The organism is Flavobacterium sp. TAB 87, assembly GCF_001529295.1.
Taxonomy (GTDB): Bacteria; Bacteroidota; Bacteroidia; order Flavobacteriales; family Flavobacteriaceae; genus Flavobacterium.
The window spans coordinates 587,411-607,039 of sequence record NZ_LLWK01000037.1; the positions used below are offsets into that span (position 1 = coordinate 587,411).

Annotated in this window: 13 protein-coding genes and 1 tRNA gene; 3 read left to right on the plus strand and 11 right to left on the minus strand. The window is 35.3% G+C overall.

Going from position 1 to position 19,629, the window contains the following annotated elements:
- Positions 1–7 precede the first annotated feature (7 nt).
- The 7 genes from AP058_RS11815 to AP058_RS11845 are packed head-to-tail and all read right to left on the minus strand — an operon-like array spanning position 8 to position 9,479.
- Entirely contained in the window at positions 8–1,162 is a 1,155-nt protein-coding gene (locus tag AP058_RS11815; RefSeq protein WP_066310911.1) for a cytochrome c oxidase subunit II, read from the minus strand.
- 19 nt (positions 1,163–1,181) lie between these two features.
- Positions 1,182–2,543 carry a quinol:cytochrome C oxidoreductase gene (locus tag AP058_RS11820; RefSeq protein ID WP_066311160.1) on the minus strand — a complete coding sequence of 454 codons (1,362 nt, stop codon included), beginning with the start codon at positions 2,541–2,543 and terminating at the stop codon, positions 1,182–1,184.
- A 27-nt stretch (positions 2,544–2,570) separates the two neighbouring features.
- Positions 2,571–3,116 (minus strand): cytochrome c, encoded by a 546-nt coding sequence (locus tag AP058_RS11825; protein ID WP_066310913.1) that lies wholly within the window; start codon positions 3,114–3,116, stop codon positions 2,571–2,573.
- 8 nt (positions 3,117–3,124) lie between these two features.
- The gene (locus tag AP058_RS11830; protein ID WP_066310915.1) at positions 3,125–3,649 is read right to left on the minus strand and encodes a DUF3341 domain-containing protein; all 525 of its coding nucleotides are present in this window, start codon (positions 3,647–3,649) and stop codon (positions 3,125–3,127) included.
- Complete coding sequence (gene nrfD / locus AP058_RS11835; protein ID WP_066310921.1) at positions 3,639–5,042, minus strand: NrfD/PsrC family molybdoenzyme membrane anchor subunit; 1,404 nt, start codon at positions 5,040–5,042, stop codon at positions 3,639–3,641. The genes AP058_RS11830 and nrfD overlap by 11 nt, the downstream gene beginning before the upstream one ends.
- Before the next feature lie 37 nt (positions 5,043–5,079).
- Entirely contained in the window at positions 5,080–8,130 is a 3,051-nt protein-coding gene (locus AP058_RS11840) for a TAT-variant-translocated molybdopterin oxidoreductase (RefSeq protein WP_066310922.1), read from the minus strand.
- Positions 8,131–8,162: 32 nt separating this feature from the next.
- Entirely contained in the window at positions 8,163–9,479 is a 1,317-nt protein-coding gene (locus AP058_RS11845; RefSeq protein ID WP_066311164.1) for a c-type cytochrome, read from the minus strand.
- A 240-nt stretch (positions 9,480–9,719) separates the two neighbouring features.
- On the opposite strand from AP058_RS11845, the gene AP058_RS11850 reads away from it, so the two are divergent.
- Complete coding sequence (locus AP058_RS11850; protein WP_231739649.1) at positions 9,720–10,088, plus strand: SPOR domain-containing protein; 369 nt, start codon at positions 9,720–9,722, stop codon at positions 10,086–10,088.
- Between the two features lie 217 nt (positions 10,089–10,305).
- Here AP058_RS11850 and infB read toward each other — a convergent pair whose 3' ends face one another.
- The 3 genes from infB to rimP are packed head-to-tail and all read right to left on the minus strand — an operon-like array spanning position 10,306 to position 14,971.
- Entirely contained in the window at positions 10,306–13,194 is a 2,889-nt protein-coding gene (gene infB, locus AP058_RS11855; protein WP_066310929.1) for a translation initiation factor IF-2, read from the minus strand.
- A gap of 51 nt (positions 13,195–13,245) precedes the next feature.
- Complete coding sequence (gene nusA, locus AP058_RS11860; protein ID WP_066310931.1) at positions 13,246–14,493, minus strand: transcription termination factor NusA; 1,248 nt, start codon at positions 14,491–14,493, stop codon at positions 13,246–13,248.
- 13 nt (positions 14,494–14,506) lie between these two features.
- Entirely contained in the window at positions 14,507–14,971 is a 465-nt protein-coding gene (gene rimP / locus AP058_RS11865) for a ribosome assembly cofactor RimP (protein WP_066311166.1), read from the minus strand.
- Between the two features lie 176 nt (positions 14,972–15,147).
- On the opposite strand from rimP, the gene AP058_RS11870 reads away from it, so the two are divergent.
- Complete coding sequence (locus tag AP058_RS11870) at positions 15,148–15,972, plus strand: universal stress protein (protein ID WP_066310933.1); 825 nt, start codon at positions 15,148–15,150, stop codon at positions 15,970–15,972.
- 49 nt (positions 15,973–16,021) lie between these two features.
- Here the strand turns inward: AP058_RS11870 and AP058_RS11875 are convergent.
- Positions 16,022–16,092: transfer RNA gene (locus tag AP058_RS11875), tRNA-Gln, on the minus strand.
- 246 nt (positions 16,093–16,338) lie between these two features.
- Between AP058_RS11875 and AP058_RS11880 the strand changes: the two genes are divergently transcribed.
- Positions 16,339–19,614, plus strand: a complete 3,276-nt coding sequence (locus tag AP058_RS11880) for a DUF2723 domain-containing protein (RefSeq protein WP_066310935.1) — start codon at positions 16,339–16,341, stop codon at positions 19,612–19,614.
- The last annotated feature ends 15 nt before the right edge of the window (positions 19,615–19,629 follow it).

Consider the following 19,629-nt stretch of genomic DNA (forward strand, 5'->3'; position numbering starts at 1 on the left):
AATAATATTATTTCATAGCTACCTTAACAACTTCAGTTGAATCTGCAGCAATAACAGAATCTGTTGGTGTTGCTGTTGGTTGCCCTGGAGCTGGTGCAGCATTTCTAATATCAATGGCTAAAGAAGTTTTTTCACTCAACCACTTTTTGTAATCTTCTGGCGTATCGACAACAATTTTCATTTGCATGTTGTAGTGCGAAGAACCACAAATTTTATTACACAGCAATAGGTAATCAAATGCATATGGATCTAGAGCAACTTCTCCATTTGCAACTAATTCTTCACTTTTCTTAGCACGTAAAGAGTTAATATTAGCAACTTTTTCGATCATATACGGCAATTCTCTATACTCGCTTGTCGTGTAAGTAGGGATAAAAGCAAACTCAGTAACCATTCCAGGAACACAGTTCATCTGAGCTCTAAAATGTGGCATGTAAGCGGAGTGCAATACATCTTGTGAACGCATTTTAAAATGCACTTTTTTACCTTTCGGTATGTGTAATTCTGAAACTACAATATCATCTTGAGCATAAGGATCAGACATATCTACTCCTAATGTATTGATTCCTTCAATTAAACGAACGTTTGCTTTACCCAAAACATTATCTGGTCCAGCATATCGCGCCGTCCATTTGAACTGTTGGGCATATAGCTCAATTTCAATAACATCTTCATCTTTATCAACAAACATAATATTGTTCCAAGCATACAATCCGTAAAGAATTAAACACGCTAGAACTATAGAAGGGATAATACTCCAAACTGCTTCTAATTTGTTACTATCGGCAAAAAATAAAGCTTTTTTGTCTTTATCACCTCTGTATTTAAAAGCAAAATAGTGTAATAATCCTTGTGTAATAAATTGAACAATAAATATTAATACCCAAGTAATATTCATTAAGTTATCTACAGTATCACCATGCTCTGAAGCAGATGTATGCAAAACTAATGGTCCCCATACGATTAGTCCATAAATTGTTAAGATATAAACGAATGCAAGAAAAGCAAACATAATATAACCTTGTACATTATTATCCCTATCAGAAGCAACTTGAGTATTGTCAATATTTGATCCTACTTGAGTAAGGTCAAATATTTTTGTCAATTGCCATAATGCAACTGCGAATAAAACTAAAACTATAATTATCAACAAACTTGTCATCTGTTTTTATCTTTTAAAATTAATAATGAAAATGCTTACTTTCTTCGATAAATGGATTTCTTTTTGCCAATAAAGGAGATTTAGCCAATGCTGAGAATACAACAAAAATAAATAAACCTAAAAAGAAAAATATAGACCCAATTTCTGAAGCTCCAATAAACCATCTGTCACCAACAGATCCTGGCATAATCATGTTAAAGAAGTCAATATAATGACCCAATAAAATAACAACTCCAGCCATAACTAGTACCCAATTAATTCTTTTGAAATCACTACTCATTAAAATTAATAATGGGAAAATAAAATTCAAAGCAACAGCACCAAAAAATGGTAAGTTATAATCGCGAATTCTAGTTACAAAATATGTTACCTCTTCAGGGATATTTGCGTACCAAATCAACATAAACTGCGAGAACCATAAGTATGTCCAGAAAATACTAAAACCGAACATATATTTCGCTAAATCATGAATATGACTGTTGTTTACAAAATCTAAATATCCAAGAGATTTTAAGAATATTGCAACCAATGCTATTACAGTAATACCACTTACAATAAAACTTGCAAGTACATACCATCCAAACAAAGTACTAAACCAATGTGGATCAAAAGACATAATCCAATCCCAAGACATAATTGATTCAGATACAATAAAGAATACTAAAAACCCAGCCGAAGCTTTAAAGTTCTTTTTATAGTACAGATCATCATTAGCTTCATCTTGTGCCAAACAATTTTTTCTACTGTAGTAATTATATAAGTTCCAACCACCTAAAAATATAGCTGCTCTTACGATCCAAAAAGGGAAATTTAAATAACCCGATTTGTTAGCAACAAGTGCATCATAATTAGCATGATTAGGATCAGTAACTCCTTCTGCTAACCAAGTAAATAAATGGTTAAAGTGCAATCCGCATAAAATTAAAAGAACAAAAAATATCAATGAACCAACCGGCAAATAAGCTGTAATTCCTTGCATTACCCTAAACAAAACTGGAGACCAACCTGCCGAAGCAACTTGCTGTATAGCATAAAATGCTAGAACTCCCATAGTTAAAAGTAAAAAGAAAATACAAGCTACATAAAACGCAGCCCATGGTTTATTTTGCAACTGATGCAAAACGTGATTTAAGTGTTCAGTATGCTCATCAGCTTGAGCGACATTAGCTTTCTTGTCTGTACTTACAGCGTGTGCATCATGCGATTCAACCGCTGTAGCTGCATGAGCTTCACCATGTCCGTCATGAGATTCTGCCGCAAGAATAGCTTCTACTTCTTGAATGTCTTTGGGGGCAGTTAAAAAACCATAACCAATACCTAAGACTCCTAAGGCCATTAAGATGATTGAAAATGTTTTTAATTTACTTGAAAATGTATACATATCTAATACGATCAGTTTGTTCAACAATTATAATTGGCTCTTTAGTTCTAAAACATAGTCAGCAACTAACCAACGTTCGTGGGCACTCAATTGATTCGAATGTGAACCCATTGCGTTTAAACCATAAGTTTGTACATGAAAGATACTCCCAAGAGTAAGATCTCTATCTTTGTAACTAGGAACTCCTAAGAACTTTTCTCTTTCCACTAACTTACCTTTTCCGTCACCAGCACCACCGTGGCAAGAAATGCAATAAATATCATAAAGCACTTTCCCTTCCGCAGAAGCATGTTCTAAAGAATCTAAAGGAGACTTTAAATTTGCTTTTGCCATGTCATAACCTTCAGGAGTATTTGGATACTCATAAGGTTCAAAACCTCTATTTATAGTTCCATCTACTGGAAGCTGTCCTTCTTTTCCTCCCTTAAATGCGCTTGATTCTGCATACGTTTCGTAACCTACAGATTCGTACATATCAGGAAAATATTGATAGTTGGGCTCCAACTTATTGTGACAAGAAGAAACTAAAACAGTTATACCAACTAGTAGCGTTATTTTATATACTCTTTTCATAGTTGTAATTAATTCTTTTCTATTACTTTAACTTCTACTGCTCCTGTATTTTGAAAGAAAGAAATTAACTCCTCTTCGTTATCATTAACAGCAACTTCCATTAAAAAGTGATCATCAGTAGTTCTTACATCAGGATTTTCCGCTTCTTTAAATGGCCAAAGTTTGCTTCTCATATAAAAGGTAATAACCATCAAGTGAGCTGCAAAAAAAACAGTCATTTCAAACATAATTGGAACGAATGCCGGCATGTTTTGAATAAAGCTAAAGCTAGGCTTTCCTCCAATATCCTGAGGCCAGTCATGAATCATAATATAACTCATCATAAATGTTGCAAAGGCTAACCCTACGCAACCATAAAGAAACGAGCAAATTGCTAATCTTGATGGAGCCAATCCCATTGCTTTATCTAAACCGTGAACAGGAAATGGTGTAAAAACTTCCTCAATATGATGATGAGCAGCCCTTGTTGATTTAACAGCATCCATCAAAACATCATCGTCATTATAAATGGCGTATATTACTTTACTCATGATGTGAATTTTTATTTTCTTTTCTTTCTCTAATGTAATTATCTCCAGTTCCTTTCAAAATAGTTTTCACTTCTGCCTGAGCAATCACAGGGAATGTTCTAGCGTATAATAAAAATAATACGAAGAAGAAACCAATTGTTCCGATGAAGATACCAATATCTACAAAGGTAGGTGAAAACATAGTCCAAGAAGATGGTAAATAATCTCTATGTAATGAAGTAACAATAATTACGAACCTTTCAAACCACATTCCGATGTTTACAACAATCGAGATAATAAAAGAGAACATTATACTTGTTCTTAATTTCTTAAACCACATAAATTGAGGAGAGAATACGTTACAAGTCATCATCGACCAATAAGCCCACCAGTAAGGACCTGTAGCTCTATTTAAAAAAGCGTATTGCTCATACTCTACTCCAGAATACCACGCTACAAACAGCTCGGTTATGTACGCCACACCAACAATAGAACCCGTAATCATAATTACGATATTCATTAATTCAATATGTTGTAATGTGATGTAAGATTCTAAATTAGACACTTTTCTCATAATAATAAGTAAAGTGTTTACCATTGCAAATCCCGAAAAAACTGCTCCAGCAACGAAGTAAGGAGGGAAAATTGTAGTATGCCATCCTGGAATAACAGAAGTAGCAAAGTCCATCGATACAATCGTGTGTACTGAAAGTACTAAAGGAGTTGCTAAACCAGCAAGCACTAAAGATACTTCTTCAAAACGCTGCCAATCTTTAGCTCTACCGCTCCATCCAAAACTTAAAATAGAATACACTCTTTTATTAAAAGGAGTAATTGCGCGGTCACGTAACATTGCAAAGTCAGGAAGTAAACCAGTCCACCAGAAAACTAATGAAACAGATAAGTACGTTGAAATTGCAAATACATCCCACAGCAGTGGTGAGTTAAAGTTAACCCATAATGATCCAAATTGATTTGGTATAGGTAAAACCCAATATGCCAACCAAGGACGACCCATGTGTATAATTGGAAATAATCCGGCTTGAATAACTGAAAAAATAGTCATTGCTTCTGCAGATCGGTTAATTGCCATTCTCCATCGTTGACGGAAGAGCAGTAATACGGCCGAGATCAAGGTTCCAGCGTGACCAATACCAACCCACCAAACGAAGTTAGTAATATCCCATGCCCAACCAACAGTTTTGTTTAATCCCCATGTTCCAATTCCTGTAGAGACGGTGTATATTATACAGCCTATTCCCCAGAGAAAGGCTGTTAATGCGATTGAAAATACAATCCACCAATGTTTATTCGCTTTACCTTCGACTGGAGCTGCAACATCTACAGTTATATCGTGATAAGATTTATCACCTATAATCAAAGGTTTTCTAATGGGTGCTTCGTAGTGAGACGACATAATCCTTTATATGTTTCTTAATTAATATTTTTTTGTACTAGGTATTTCTAACTTTAACATGATAAATCACATTAGGTTTTGTTCCAACATGTTCTAACAAATGATACATTCTATCATCAGCAACCAATTCGGCTACTTTGCTTTCTTTATCATTTATATCCCCAAAAACCATAGCTCCAGAAGAACAAGCACTAGAACAAGCCGTTTGGAATTCACCATCTTTAATCTCTCTACCTTCGCGTTTTGCTGTTAAAATAGTCAATTGCGTCATTTGAATACACATTGAACATTTCTCCATAACTCCACGAGAACGTACATTCACATCCGGATTCAACACCATGCGTCCTAAATCATCATTCATATGATAATCAAATTCACTGTTTTTGCTGTATAAGAACCAGTTGAAACGACGTACCTTATAAGGACAGTTGTTTGCACAGTAACGAGTTCCTACGCATCTGTTGTACGCCATTTGATTTTGACCTTGACGACCATGAGAAGTTGCCGCTACTGGACAAACTGTTTCACAAGGCGCATGGTTACAATGCTGACACATTACAGGTTGAAAAGCTACTTGAGGATTATCTGAAGCGTGTTCCATTTCATTAAAAGTTGACAATGAACTAGATAACCCAGAGATATTCTCTTTTCTTTCAATATCCTCCGCAAAGGTTGTATCAGAAGAATAATATCTATCAATACGCAACCAGTGCATATCACGACTTCTTCTAATTTCTGACTTACCAACTACAGGAACGTTATTCTCTGCGTGACAAGCAATAACACAAGCTCCACAACCAGTACAAGCATTTAAATCAATAGAAAGATTAAAATGATGCCCAATAGAACGATCAAACGAATCCCATAAATCTACTGATGTAGCTGCAACTTCTTTGTGATCTAAAGATACCACTGGTTGTTCGTTCCAATGTGCTGCATCTTTAGTATTGAATATTTCTAATGTAGTCTCTTTAATAATATCACCTCTTCCCATCAAAGTCTTTTGACCTTGAACACAAGCAAATTCATGCTCGCCAGAAGCAGCTTCTATTACTACAGTTTGTACGTTTTTAAAATCTTTATATAGAGCGTAAGCATTAACACCTACCATCATCTCTTCTTTCATAGCCGCTTTACGACCGTAACCTAAAGCGATTCCAACAGTTCCAACAGCTTGACCTGGTTGTACAATTACAGGCACGTTTTCTAACTTAATGCCATTTACAGTTAAGTTAGCATAACTACCATTTAAGCCACCATTTGCAACAATTTGATTAGTTAACCCTAATCTTTTTGCATCAGCATTGGCAACAGTAACATAGTTATCCCATGAAACTCTTGTTAATGGATCTGGAAATTCTTGCAACCATGGATTGTTTGCTTGCTGCCCATCTCCCATACCTGTCTTAGTATACAATACCAATTCAGTTCCGTTTGATTTAGAAGCAGAAAGTGCACTAGCAGCCGCATTGTAATTTGCAGAACCAGCGCCTAAAGCATTTGTAGCAGAAACAAAAATACCATCGTGTAAAACTTTATTCCAAAAAGTACCACCAATTACAGATGAAGCATTTACTTTAACATAATCGTAGTACGTACCTGAAATTCCATTTAGAGAAAGTAAAACATCTTGAAACTGTTTAGTATCAAATATCGGTCTAATTGTAGGCTGCGTTAATCCATAAGTTCCTTTTGTAATACTAACATCACCCCAAGACTCTAAATAATGAGGAACAGCAGCAGCAACAGTAGAAAGTAAAGCCGTCTCATCTTCCTTTAATGAAAAAGCAACAGATGTAGTTACTTTTTTCAGACCTGAAGCAAATCCTTCTGAATCTGCTAAAGTATAAACTGGATTCACACCACTCATTAATAAAGTGTGTACTTTCCCTGCTTTCATATCGGCCAACAATTGAGATACAGTAGCATTAGAACCTTTTCTAATTTGTCTTGTACCAACAGTTGTAAATGACTCACTAGCTAAAGCTTGATTAACAGCTAAAACTAATAATTGAGCATTTTTATCATCAATTCCAGAAACCAAAACTCCTTTTGAACCAGCAGCTTTTAATTGTTGAGCAGCCTTAGTAACTTCAGCTTTAAAAGCTGAATCTAAATTTACACCAACAGCAGAACCTGTAATAATATTATAAATTTGAACTAGAGCTTGTTTTTGATTTGCCGAACTCATAGCAATACGTTTATCAGCTGCAGCACCAGACAAAGTCATATTAGACTCTAACTGAAAATGACGCGACATCTTCCCGTTTCTAGGAATTCTTCCCTGAGCATAACCAGAATCATACCCACCACCTTGCCAATCTCCAAGAAAATCAGCACCAACACTTACTATTAATGAAGCTTTTGAAAAATCATAATCAACTAAAGCTCTTTCACCATACACTTCTTCAAAAGCATCTAAAGCTTCAGACGAAGATACAGCGTCATAAATAACATGTTTAGCTCCAGGATTATTAGAAACAAACTCTCCAATTAATTTTTCTGTTGACGGACTCGCTAAAGTATTAGTTAACAAAACAACTTGACCTCCTTTTGCTTTCGCATCAGCAAGACTCGCTTTGATTTTTAAATCTACTGCGGACCAAGTTGAGGCTTTACCTTCAATTTTAGGCTCTCTCAAACGCGTACTGTCATATAAAGACAATATAGAGGCGTGAATTCTAGCATTAGCAGCAAATTTCGCTCCTTCAACCGTATTATTCTCAATCTTAATAGGGCGCCCTTCTCGCGTTTTTACCAATATGTTTGCAAAGTCAAAACCATCAAAGACAGTAGTAGCATAATAATCTGCAACTCCAGGAATGATTTGTTCTGGCTGTAAAACGTAAGGTATTGATTTGTTTACAGGCCCTTCGCACGCAGCCAAAGTAACTGCTGCTGTACTAAAACCAACGTACTTTAAAAAGTCACGACGTGATGTCGAAGAAGAAGACAAAGCTCCTCCATTTCCTAAAAACTCATCAGTAGGAATCTCTTCAACAAATTCGTTATTTCTAAGCGCCTCAACAATAGAACTATTATCTTCTAGTTCTTCAACACTTTTCCAGTATTTTTTGTTTGATGACATTGTATATAAATATTAAAATCTTAATAATTCGATTAATAGTGGCATTTACCACATTCTAAACCTCCCATTTGTGCTGCAGTCAATTTGTCTACACCGTATTTTTTAGAAAGTTCAGCATGAATTTTCGCATAGTATTCATTCCCTTCCATTTTAACATCGGTTTTTCTATGACAATCGATACACCAACCCATAGTTAATGGAGCAAATTGTTTTTGGATTTCATATGTTTCCACAGGACCATGACATTTTTGACAATCAATACCAGCAACAGTTACGTGTTGTGAGTGGTTGAAATAAACAAAATCAGGTAAATTATGAATACGAACCCATTTTACAGGCTCCGTCTTTCCAGTATAAGATTGCGATGATTTATCCCAACCAACCGCAGTATATAATTTTTGTATTTCTTCGTCGTAAAAAGCTTTGCTGTACTCAGGAGTAGCAGTAGCCTCAGCAACTTCAGCAATATTCTTATGACAGTTCATACAAACGTTCAACGAAGGAATACCTGCATTTTTACTTACACGAGCAGCAGAGTGACAATACTTACAGTTTACCTCATTATCACCTGCGTGAATTTTATGAGAGAAATGTATTGGCTGAATTGGCTCATAGTTTTGATCTACTCCAACTTGCATTAAGAAACCATATACAAAATAACCACTAGCCAATAACAAGAATACCGAAGTAACTAATACTAAAAACTGATTTTTTGCAAATGCTTTCCAAATTGGAACACGAACGTTTTTAGGCGTTACATCAAGCTCGTTAATATTGGCAACCTTACGAAGCACATTATTTACTAAAACCAACATAACAACCAACATTGCCATCACCAAAGCAAGAACTCCCAAAATAACGTTATTAGAAATACCGTTATCTTGAGCAGCGCCAGCTGCAGGTTGAGCACCTACTGCAGCAACTGGAGCAGCAGCTTTAGGCTCTGACGTATATGCAATCATATCATCAATATCCGCAGTTGAAAGCTGAGGGAAGTGCGTCATCGGAATTTTATTGTATTCCTCAAAAATCTTCACCGCCGCTGCATCACCTGAAGCAATCAAATCAGAGCTATTATGAATCCACTTGTACAACCAAGCTGCATCATGTTTTTCAATAATACCACGCAACGCAGGCCCTGTAGATTTTGCATCTAACTTGTGACACGCAGCGCAATTTGAATTAAAAAGCTCCTTACCCTTTGCTACATCTCCTCCACTTTGAGCAACAGGAGCATCAGCTGCTGGAGCAGCATCTTGAGCATTTGAAGTTAAAGAAAAAACAACTGTTAGCGATAAGCTAATAAGCAATTTCCTTAAGACCGAATTATGGTTACCCACCTTTTTCATACTACTATAATAATTATCTACTAAATTTGGCACGATTTTTTCATTGTTCAATACATAGAAAATCTATACCCTCTTTTAAAACTTGCACAAAAATACAATTTAAGAACTATTCTAAAAACCTTAAAATAGTCTTAAATGTTAATTTATATCAATTCTAAATAAATTCACATGTAGTCTTTGTTCATTTAAATATTACTTTTGTTCAAAAACCGTCACGTTATGAGAATCTTACCTCTAAAAATGAAACATATCTACACCATTAGCCTCAGTATTTTGACTTGTTCTATATATGCACAAAATCAGAATACTACCTTAAAACAAGACCCTAAATTTGAGCAATTACTCAATGAAAAGCGACGTATTAATGCGACAAATATTGTTAACGATAGTTATCGCGTACAAATATACAGCGGCAAAAGTGACGAGGCTAAAAAGACTTTAAACGATTTTAAAACGGAGTTTAAAGACATAGATGCAACCATAATTTTCAACACTCCAAATTACAAAGTATTAGTTGGTAATTTTGAAAGTAGAATCGAAGCAGAACGAAATTTGATTGATATTAAAAAGAGATACGGAAACGTTTTTTTGATTAAGCCCGAAAAATAGAACGACAATCAATGAAGTAAACATAAAGAGGCCGTCTTAACTAAAATTAAGACGGCCTCTTTATTTATAATTCATAAATGAACAATGGCAGGTTAAATAATTATTAACACCACAGAAGACATAAAACCACTACACTCATAAAATAAGATCTACTTTAAATTTTCTCCATAAAAAAATCCCGACGAATCGGGATTTTTTTTACTTATAGCAAAAAATTCTATTTCAATTTTTTCTTAATCGCAACCTCATGGTATGCTTCAATAACATCTCTTTCTTCAATATCATTATAACCTTTAACTTGAATACCACAGTCGTAACCTTTAGCTACTTCTCGTACATCATCTTTAAATCGTTTCAAAGCAATTAATTCACCTTCATGAACAACTACCCCGTCTCTAATAATTCTGATTTTACCATTTCTAGTAATTTTACCATCCATCACCATACATCCGGCAATTGTACCAACTTTAGAAATTTTAAACAACTCTCTGATCTCAGCAGTACCAAGTACTTCTTCTTTCATTACAGGAGCTAACATTCCTTCCATCGCATCTTTCAAGTCATCAATTGCTGCATAGATAATAGAGTAGTAGCGGATATCAATTTCTTCTTTATCAGCTAACTGTCTGGCATTTCCTGCAGGACGAACATTAAATCCGATAATAATCGCATCGGAAGCAGAAGCCAACATAACGTCTGTTTCTGTAATCGCTCCAACACCTTTATGAATAATATTAATCTCAATTTCTTCTGTAGAAAGTTTAGAGAACGAATCGGATAATGCTTCAACAGAACCATCCACGTCACCTTTAAGAATAACATTCAACTCTTTAAATTGACCTAAAGCTATACGACGACCAATTTCATCTAAAGTAATATGACGTTGCGTACGTACCGATTGTTCACGCATTAATTGAGAACGTTTCGAAGCAATTTGTTTCGCTTCTTTTTCATCTTCAAATACATTGAACTTATCACCTGCAGTAGCTGCACCATCAAGACCTAATACTGATACAGGAGTAGATGGACCTGCTTCTAAAACAGAATTCCCTCTTTCATCATGCATCGCTTTAATCTTACCATGATGTTTACCTGCCAACATGTAATCACCAATTTTTAGCGTTCCGTGTTGTACTAATATCGTAGATACATATCCTTTTCCTTTATCAAGGAAAGCTTCTACTACCGTTCCTTGTGCCGCTTTGTTAGGATTAGATTTTAAATCTAACACTTCAGCCTCAAGTAATACTTTTTCTAATAATTCTTTAACTCCTGTTCCAACTTTTGCCGAAATATCATGAGATTGGAACTTTCCTCCCCAATCTTCCACAAGTAAATTCATACCTGCTAATTTTTCTTTTATCTTCTCTGGATTAGAGTTTGGCTTATCTACCTTATTGATTGCAAAAATAATTGGCACATTAGCTGCTTGCGCATGGCTAATTGCTTCTTTAGTTTGTGGCATGATGTCATCATCTGCAGCAATTACAATAATAGCAATATCCGTTACTTGAGCTCCACGTGCACGCATCGCAGTAAATGCTTCGTGACCAGGAGTATCAAGGAATGCGATTTTTTGTCCGTTATCTAAAGTCACTCCGTATGCACCAATATGCTGCGTAATTCCTCCAGACTCACCTGCAATAACATTTTCTTTACGAATATAATCCAGTAAAGATGTTTTACCGTGGTCAACGTGACCCATTACAGTTACAATCGGTGCTCTGAAAACAAGATCTTCTTCTTTATCTTCAACAACTTGTATTGCTTCTTCAATGTCAACAGTAATAAACTCAACTTCATAACCAAATTCATCAGCTACAATAGTTAATGTTTCTGCATCTAAACGTTGGTTCATGGTAACCATGATTCCAAGTGACATACACGTACCAATAACTTTAGTAATTGGCACATCCATCATGATGGCAATTTCACCGACCGTTACAAATTCAGTAACCTTAATGGTTTTACTTCCTTCGTCGATAGCTCTTTGCTCCTCATCAGATTTCTGACGGTGCGTATCTCTTTTATCTCTTCTATATTTAGCAGCTTTAGATTTTCCTCCTTTTTTACCTTGAAGTTTTTCTAAAGTTTCTCTAATTTGATTTTTAACTTCCTCTTCTGTTGGCTCAACTTTAGCTACAATTGCAGGACGATTTCCTCTCACAAATCCAGGACGAGTACTTCTAGCGCCAGGAGCATTTGGAGTAATTTTATTTGGATTTGGTGTTCCTGGAGGCCTTGTACTTGCTGCACTTGGCACACCTGGCTTAGTCGGAATTCTTTTACGTTTATTTTTGTTAGCGCTATTTGCTGCACCTGGAGCACCTGGTTTATTAGGTATGATCTTTGGATCTTCCTTTTTCTTTTTTGGTTTATTAAATTGAGATAAATCAATTGTTTGACCAGTAAGCTTTGTTCCAGATAATTTTTGGTACTGCGTAGCAATTGTTTCTTCTACAGGAGACTCCTCAGTTGTTGAAGGAGCATCATTTGGATTTGCTACAGGAGGAGCGGCAACGGCGACGGGAGCAACAGGTGCTTGGTCCGCCTTCACTACTTTTTCTTCCTTAACTTCCTTTTCTTCTTTTTTATGAATTGCAGCAGCTATAGGTTTCGCGATAGGCTCTTCCTTTTTTACTGGTTTTGCTTCAGCTTGTGGAACTTCAGCTTGAACAGCTTTTGGCTCTTCAGCTTTAACTTCTTTTACAGGAGTACTAGGAACACTTACAGGCTTTTTAGGATTAAGATCGATCTTTCCTACTTGCACAGGACTTTGAACGACCGCTTTAGCTTTAATAATCTCTTGTTGCCTTTGACGTTCTTCGTCTTGCTTGCGTTTATCTTCAATCTCTTTTTCACGCTCTAAACGAAGCGCTTCTTTCTCTTTTCTTTTCTCCTCACCCACTTCTTTAGAAGCCTCTTTATTCCCCTTATCGCCCGCAAATTGACTTTGAAGTATATTAAATTCCTGATTAGAAATTTTAGCGTTTGGATTTGCATCAATAGCAATTCCCTTATCTTTTAGATAATCGACAGCTCTTTCTAACGAAATGTTTAATTCCCTTAAAACCTTGTTAATTCTTATTACTCTCTCTTCAGACATAAAACCTTTTTATTAATACCTAATTTGTTGTGTTGTGAGATCGATAGATAATTAACTATCAAACTCTTCTTTTAGTATGCGCATTACATCTTGAATCGTTTCCTCTTCTAAGTCTGTTCTACGAACTAAATCATCTACTTCTTGCTTCAAGATACTTCTTGCAGTATCTAAACCAATCTTTGCAAATTCTTCGATTACCCATCCTTCGATCTCATCTGAGAACTCTGTCAACTCAACATCATCATCTTCGCCACCCGCAAGATCGCCTTCTCTGATAACATCCAATTCGTAACCGGTCAATAAACCTGCCAACTTTATATTATGCCCACCTCTACCGATGGCTTTTGATACTTCTTCTAATTTTAAGAACACCTCTGCTCTTTTTGTTTCTTCATTAATTTTAATAGAAGAAACTTTAGCCGGACTTAACGCTCTAGTTATATACAACTGGATATTGCTTGTATAATTAATTACGTCAATGTTTTCGTTTCCTAATTCACGAACAATTCCGTGAATACGAGAACCTTTCATTCCAACACATGCACCCACTGGATCAATTCGATCATCATACGAATCGACAGCAACTTTTGCTTTCTCTCCTGGAATACGAACTACATTTTTAACATTAATCAAACCGTCAAAAACTTCAGGAATTTCTTGTTCAAACAATTTTTCTAAAAACTTCTCTGAAGTTCTAGACATAATGATTTGAGGTTTGTTTCCTTTCAATTCAACACTTTCAATAATACCACGAACATTATCTCCTTTTCTAAAAAAGTCAGATGGAATTTGTTTTTCTTTTGGCAAAACAATTTCATTTCCTTCGTCATCAACCAAGATTACCACTCGCGGACGAACGTGATGCACTTCGGCCGTGTAAATATCACCAATAATATCTTTAAATTGCTTGTAAAGATTAGTATTGTCGTGTTCGTGAATTTTAGATATTAAGTTTTGACGTAAAGCCAAAATTGCTCTTCTTCCTAAATCTATCAACTTTACTTCTTCAGAAACCTCTTCACCAATTTCGAAATCGGCTTCAATTTTACGTGCTTCTGTTAAAGTAATTTCTTCATTTTCAAAATCAAGATCTTCGTCTGCCACGATTACACGCCTTCTCCATATTTCCATATCACCCTTATCTGGGTTAATGATAATGTCAAAGTTGTCATCTGAACCGTATTTTTTCTTCAATGCATTTCTAAATACATCTTCTAAAATTGCCATAAGCGTTACACGATCAATAAGTTTATCGTCTTTAAACTCTGAAAATGAATCGATTAATGCTAAATTTTCCATGCGAATTCTTTAATTAAAATGTTACTGTAACAATTGCCTCTTTGATTTCTGTATAAGGTATTTGTTGTTTTTTCTGTACTGTTTCTTTTCCCTTGCCTATTTTTTTAGGCTCTCTCGCTTCCCACGACAAAATTATAAAATCTTCATTAGCATCAACTAACTCCGCCTCAATTTTTTCGATCACTGTGGAAACGATGAGGGTACGTCCAATATTTTTTTTGTACTGACGAACCATTTTTAATGGTGAACCTACCCCTACTGAAGCAACTTCAAGAGAAAAATCTTGTTCTTCTCTATCCAAATTATTCTCAACTGCTCGACTAACATCAATACAATCTTGCAACATCACACCATCATCACCATCCAAAGCAATAATTACTTTGAAAGCGTCGGTTATAGTCAAATCAATCAAAAAAATTGATGGCTTGTCAACGAGCGATTCTGCGATTAGCGTATTTATTTTTTCTTTAAACGTCATATTTTTATAAAAAGAGGGGACACTTAGTCCCCTCATTACTTAGTTTTTTTATTAAATAACGGTGCAAATATAGTGATTATTTTTATAAATAGTATTAAATAGATTCTCCTAATATTATTTCCTACCTTTATAGTACATTTTAATAGTCAAATTCTAACTTTTTTAAACCTAAAATAATGAAAAGAATACTAGTCCCCACCGATTTTTCAGAAAATGCAGAAAACGCACTTAAAGTAGCGGTTCAAATCGCTCAAAAAAATAATTCCGAAATCATTCTTGCCCATATTTTAGAACTTCCCAACCAAGCGAAAGATGCCATCATGGGCGGAACGAGCATTCCAGAAGTTATGCTTTTTATGAAAAAAGCAGAAGAAGTTATGGCAACTTTGAGCCAGAGATCGTATTTGAGTAACATAAAAGTAGGAACGATTACCAAATTAGATCGCGTTTCTGAAGGAATAAATGCCATTAGCAAAGACAATGCAATCGATTTAATTGTGATGGGCTCTCATGGAACTTCAGGATTCGAAGAATTACTAATTGGATCGAATACTGAAAAAGTGGTCCGTCATTCTGACATACCTGTTTTAGTTATCAAAAAAGAAATTACAAATTTTAAAATTGACAACTTAGTTTTCGCTTCCGATTTTTCTGAAGAAATCAAAAAACCTTTCCAAAATCTACTGGATTTCGCTTCTTTCTTTAATTCAAAATTGCATTTGGTCCTAATTAATACACCAAATAGCTTTCATACCACTAAGGAATCGGATAAAATAATGAACGACTTTGTGAGTAATTTTAGCTTAACTAATTACACAACGCAAACTTACAATGACTCTAACGTAGAAAGTGGAATAGTGAATTTTGCGAAGTCTATAGATGCAGATGTAATTGGAATGTGCACACACGGTCGAACAGGTCTCTCGTACTTTTTTAATGGAAGCATTAGCGAAGGCTTAGTAAACCACACTATTAGACCAATCATTACTTTTAAAATATAAATTAAAAGTTATTGCATAAAAAAAGCCTCTCGAATGAGAGGCTTTTTTGTTGGTCTACAAGGACTCGAACCTTGAAAGACTGCACCAAAAACAGTTGTGTTACCATTACACCATAGACCAGTATCAGCGGTTAAGCGAGTGCAAATTTAGAGCTATTTTCCGTTTGCGCAAGCTTTTTTCAAAGATTTTTTACTTTTTTTTCGTTTTTTTTTTATTCCGCATCAAAAGGACCCACAAACTCACTCAAGGACAGCAAATTAAGCAGTTCGCGGCTTTTTACTGAATTTTTTGTTAATCCACACTTCTTTACACAAAAAAGCATTTTCTTTGCAGCTAATAAAACGAATCCTATTTTAATACCTAAATATGACACAATTCAATTTCACTAAATGGAATACGATTATTGGTTGGTTTACATTTACAATCGCTTTAATAACCTACACTCTTACTGTTGAACCTACAATGAGCTTTTGGGATTGTGGCGAATACATTGCCACAGCTGCAAAGCTAGAAGTGGGACACCCACCTGGAGCCCCACTGTACCAAATGATGGGCGCTTTTTTTGCCATCTTTGCGATGGACGATCAACATATTGCATTAATGGTTAATATGATGTCTGTTTTCTCGAGTGCATTCACCATTTTGTTTTTATTTTGGTCTTCCTCTATTATTTTAAAGAAACTTGTGGCACGCTTTGCCGATATTAATACAAATAATGCCATTGTCATATTAGGAAGCTCGTTTGTTGGCGCTTTAACTTTTACGTTCTCAGATAGTTTCTGGTTTAATGCGGTTGAAGCAGAAGTGTACGCTATGGCAACTTTATTGATTGCTTTGCTATTGTGGCTTGGCTTGCGCTGGGAAGAAGACATGGATACTCCAAGAGGGAATAAATGGCTTTTAATTATCTCGTTAATCGTTGGACTTTCTTTTGGAGTTCACTTTATGGCCTTACTAACTATTCCTGCAATTGGTTTTATTTACTTTTTCAAAAACTATGAAACAGTAACGGCTAAAAATTTCATTATTGCCAATGTGGTTGTAATTGCCGTTTTATTATTCATTTTTAAATTATTATTACCTCTTACCATGGCTTCTTTTGGAAAAACAGAAGTTTTTATGGTCAATGAAATGGGACTTCCCTTTAATTCAGGAACCATATTTGTAGCCTTGCTTTTGATTGCATTCTTTTATTTTGGATTAAAATATACCAAACAAAAGGGATTTGTTTTCTACAACACCATTGTTCTTTGCATATTATTTATTTTAATTGGGTTTTCTACTTGGTTGATGTTACCAATACGCGCCAATGCTAATACGGTAATTAACGAGAACAAACCATCAGATGCTGCCGAAGTTCTAGCCTATTACAATAGAGAACAATACGGAGTTAATCCTTTGTTCTACGGACCACAATATACTTCGACTTTCGCTGGACTTGATCCAAATAATCCGTATACCGATTCGAAACCGAATTACGAGAGAGATTATGAAACGGGTAAATATATTGTTACCAATAATTTCAAAAATGCGGATCAAAATACCGACGATGCTCAAAAATCGTTTCTTCCTAGAATGTGGAGCACAGAACACATCGGTAATTATATCAATTTTACAAATCCTCCTCAATTTCGAATCAATCCAAATTACGATTACGAAAACGATTTGCAGCGCTACGGCATCGATCCTAGCCAATTGTCAGAACAAGAATACACACAAGCTATCGCTCGTTTACAGAGTGAAATAGAGAAAACAATCCAAGAATTTCGCACCGCTTATGCGCAGCGACAAATTGACAATGACGGTTACGTAAAATTCTTAAAAAGTTACGGAGATTATCTTATTATTGAGAAACCAACGACGGTAGACAACTTTAGTTTTATGTTCGAATACCAATTTGGCTACATGTATTGGAGGTATTTGATGTGGAATTTTGTTGGAAGACAAAGTGACGAACAAGGAAAATACGATAACTTAGATGGAAACTGGATTAGTGGAATCAAATTTATGGACTCGATTCATTTAGGTTCGCAAGACAATTTGCCAAGTGATGTTTTAAATAATAAAGGAAGAAATATGTATTTCTTTCTACCCTTCATTTTAGGCTTAATTGGTTTGATGTATCATGCCACCAAAGATCGCAAGAGTTTTTATGTCCTACTGGTTTTATTCCTATTTACCGGGATTGCCTTAAAAATATACTTGAATGAAAGGCCATTTGAACCTCGCGAAAGAGATTACGCATTAGTCGGTTCCTTTTACGTGTTTGCCATATGGGTTGGTTTTGGGGTATATGCCTTGTATGAAACGCTACAAAAATATTTAGTTCCAAAAATTGCAGGACCTGTAATTATAGGATGTTGTTTATTAGGCGCGCCAATATTAATGGCTTCTCAAAACTGGGATGACCACGACAGATCGAATCGTTACACCGCTTTAGCTTTAGCTAAAAACTATTTGAATTCATGTGATGCCAACGCTATTTTATTTACCATTGGAGATAATGATACCTTCCCGCTATGGTATGCACAAGAAATTGAAGGTATTCGAACCGACGTGAAAATAGTAAACACCAGTTTGTTTATGACGGATTGGTATATCGACCAAATGAAAATGAAAACCTATGAATCGGAAGCTCTTCCTATTTCTTTTGACCACGATCAATACGTAGGAGATAATTTAAATTACGTGGCACACATTAATAAAGTGGACAGCCGTTGGGATATTAAAGATTTTATTGATTTTATAAAAAATCCAAAATCAATTGTTGAAATGCAAAATGGTCAAACAATCCATTTTTATCCAACGAACAAAATTAGAATTCCGGTTGATAAGGAAGCAATCATTAAGAACAAAGTTGTTGCACCACAGTACAACGATTCAATTGTTCCGTATATTGACATTGACATCAAAGGAAGTGCGATATACAAAAACAGATTAATGATGTTAGATATCGTTAAGAACAATAACTGGAAACGACCAATTTATTTTAGTCCAGGTGCCTTTGATCCCGAAGATTATCTTTGGATGAAAGATTACTTGCAACTAGAAGGAATGGTTTACAAACTAGTTCCTATCAAAACAGCCTTCAATAAAGAAAATGGACCAATGGATATGGGACACATTGATTCTGAAAAGATGTACAATGTAGTTATGAAATGGGATTGGGGTAACGGCGACAGTGATAAAATTTACCACGATCCAGAAACAAGACGAAACAGCATTTCCTACCGAAGCAATCTTTCTAGATTAATGAAACAGCTTATTGCTGAAGGTAAAAATGAGAAAGCCAAGAAAGTAATTGATTTGGCAATAACCAAAATGCCTTTAGATAAATTTGGATTTTATTCGTTAGTAGAACCTTTTGCTGACGGCTACTATCAAGTTGGCGAAAAACAAAAAGCTCAGCAATTGTTGGATGCTTTGGTGATCAAATACCAAGAAAATCTTAATTACTACAGCTATTTAGACGCATCAGAACAATCAAGCTTGGCAATTCCTATCATCACGGATATTGAGCGCTACAGAAGCTTATTGCAAGTAATGAACGCTAATGAGGATGCAGCTTTTTACGAAAAGCACAAAAAAGTTTTCAATACGTACGTAAATGTTTTTGAGCGTTTTGGTAGAGAAAAGGAATAAAGTAAAAATATAGCA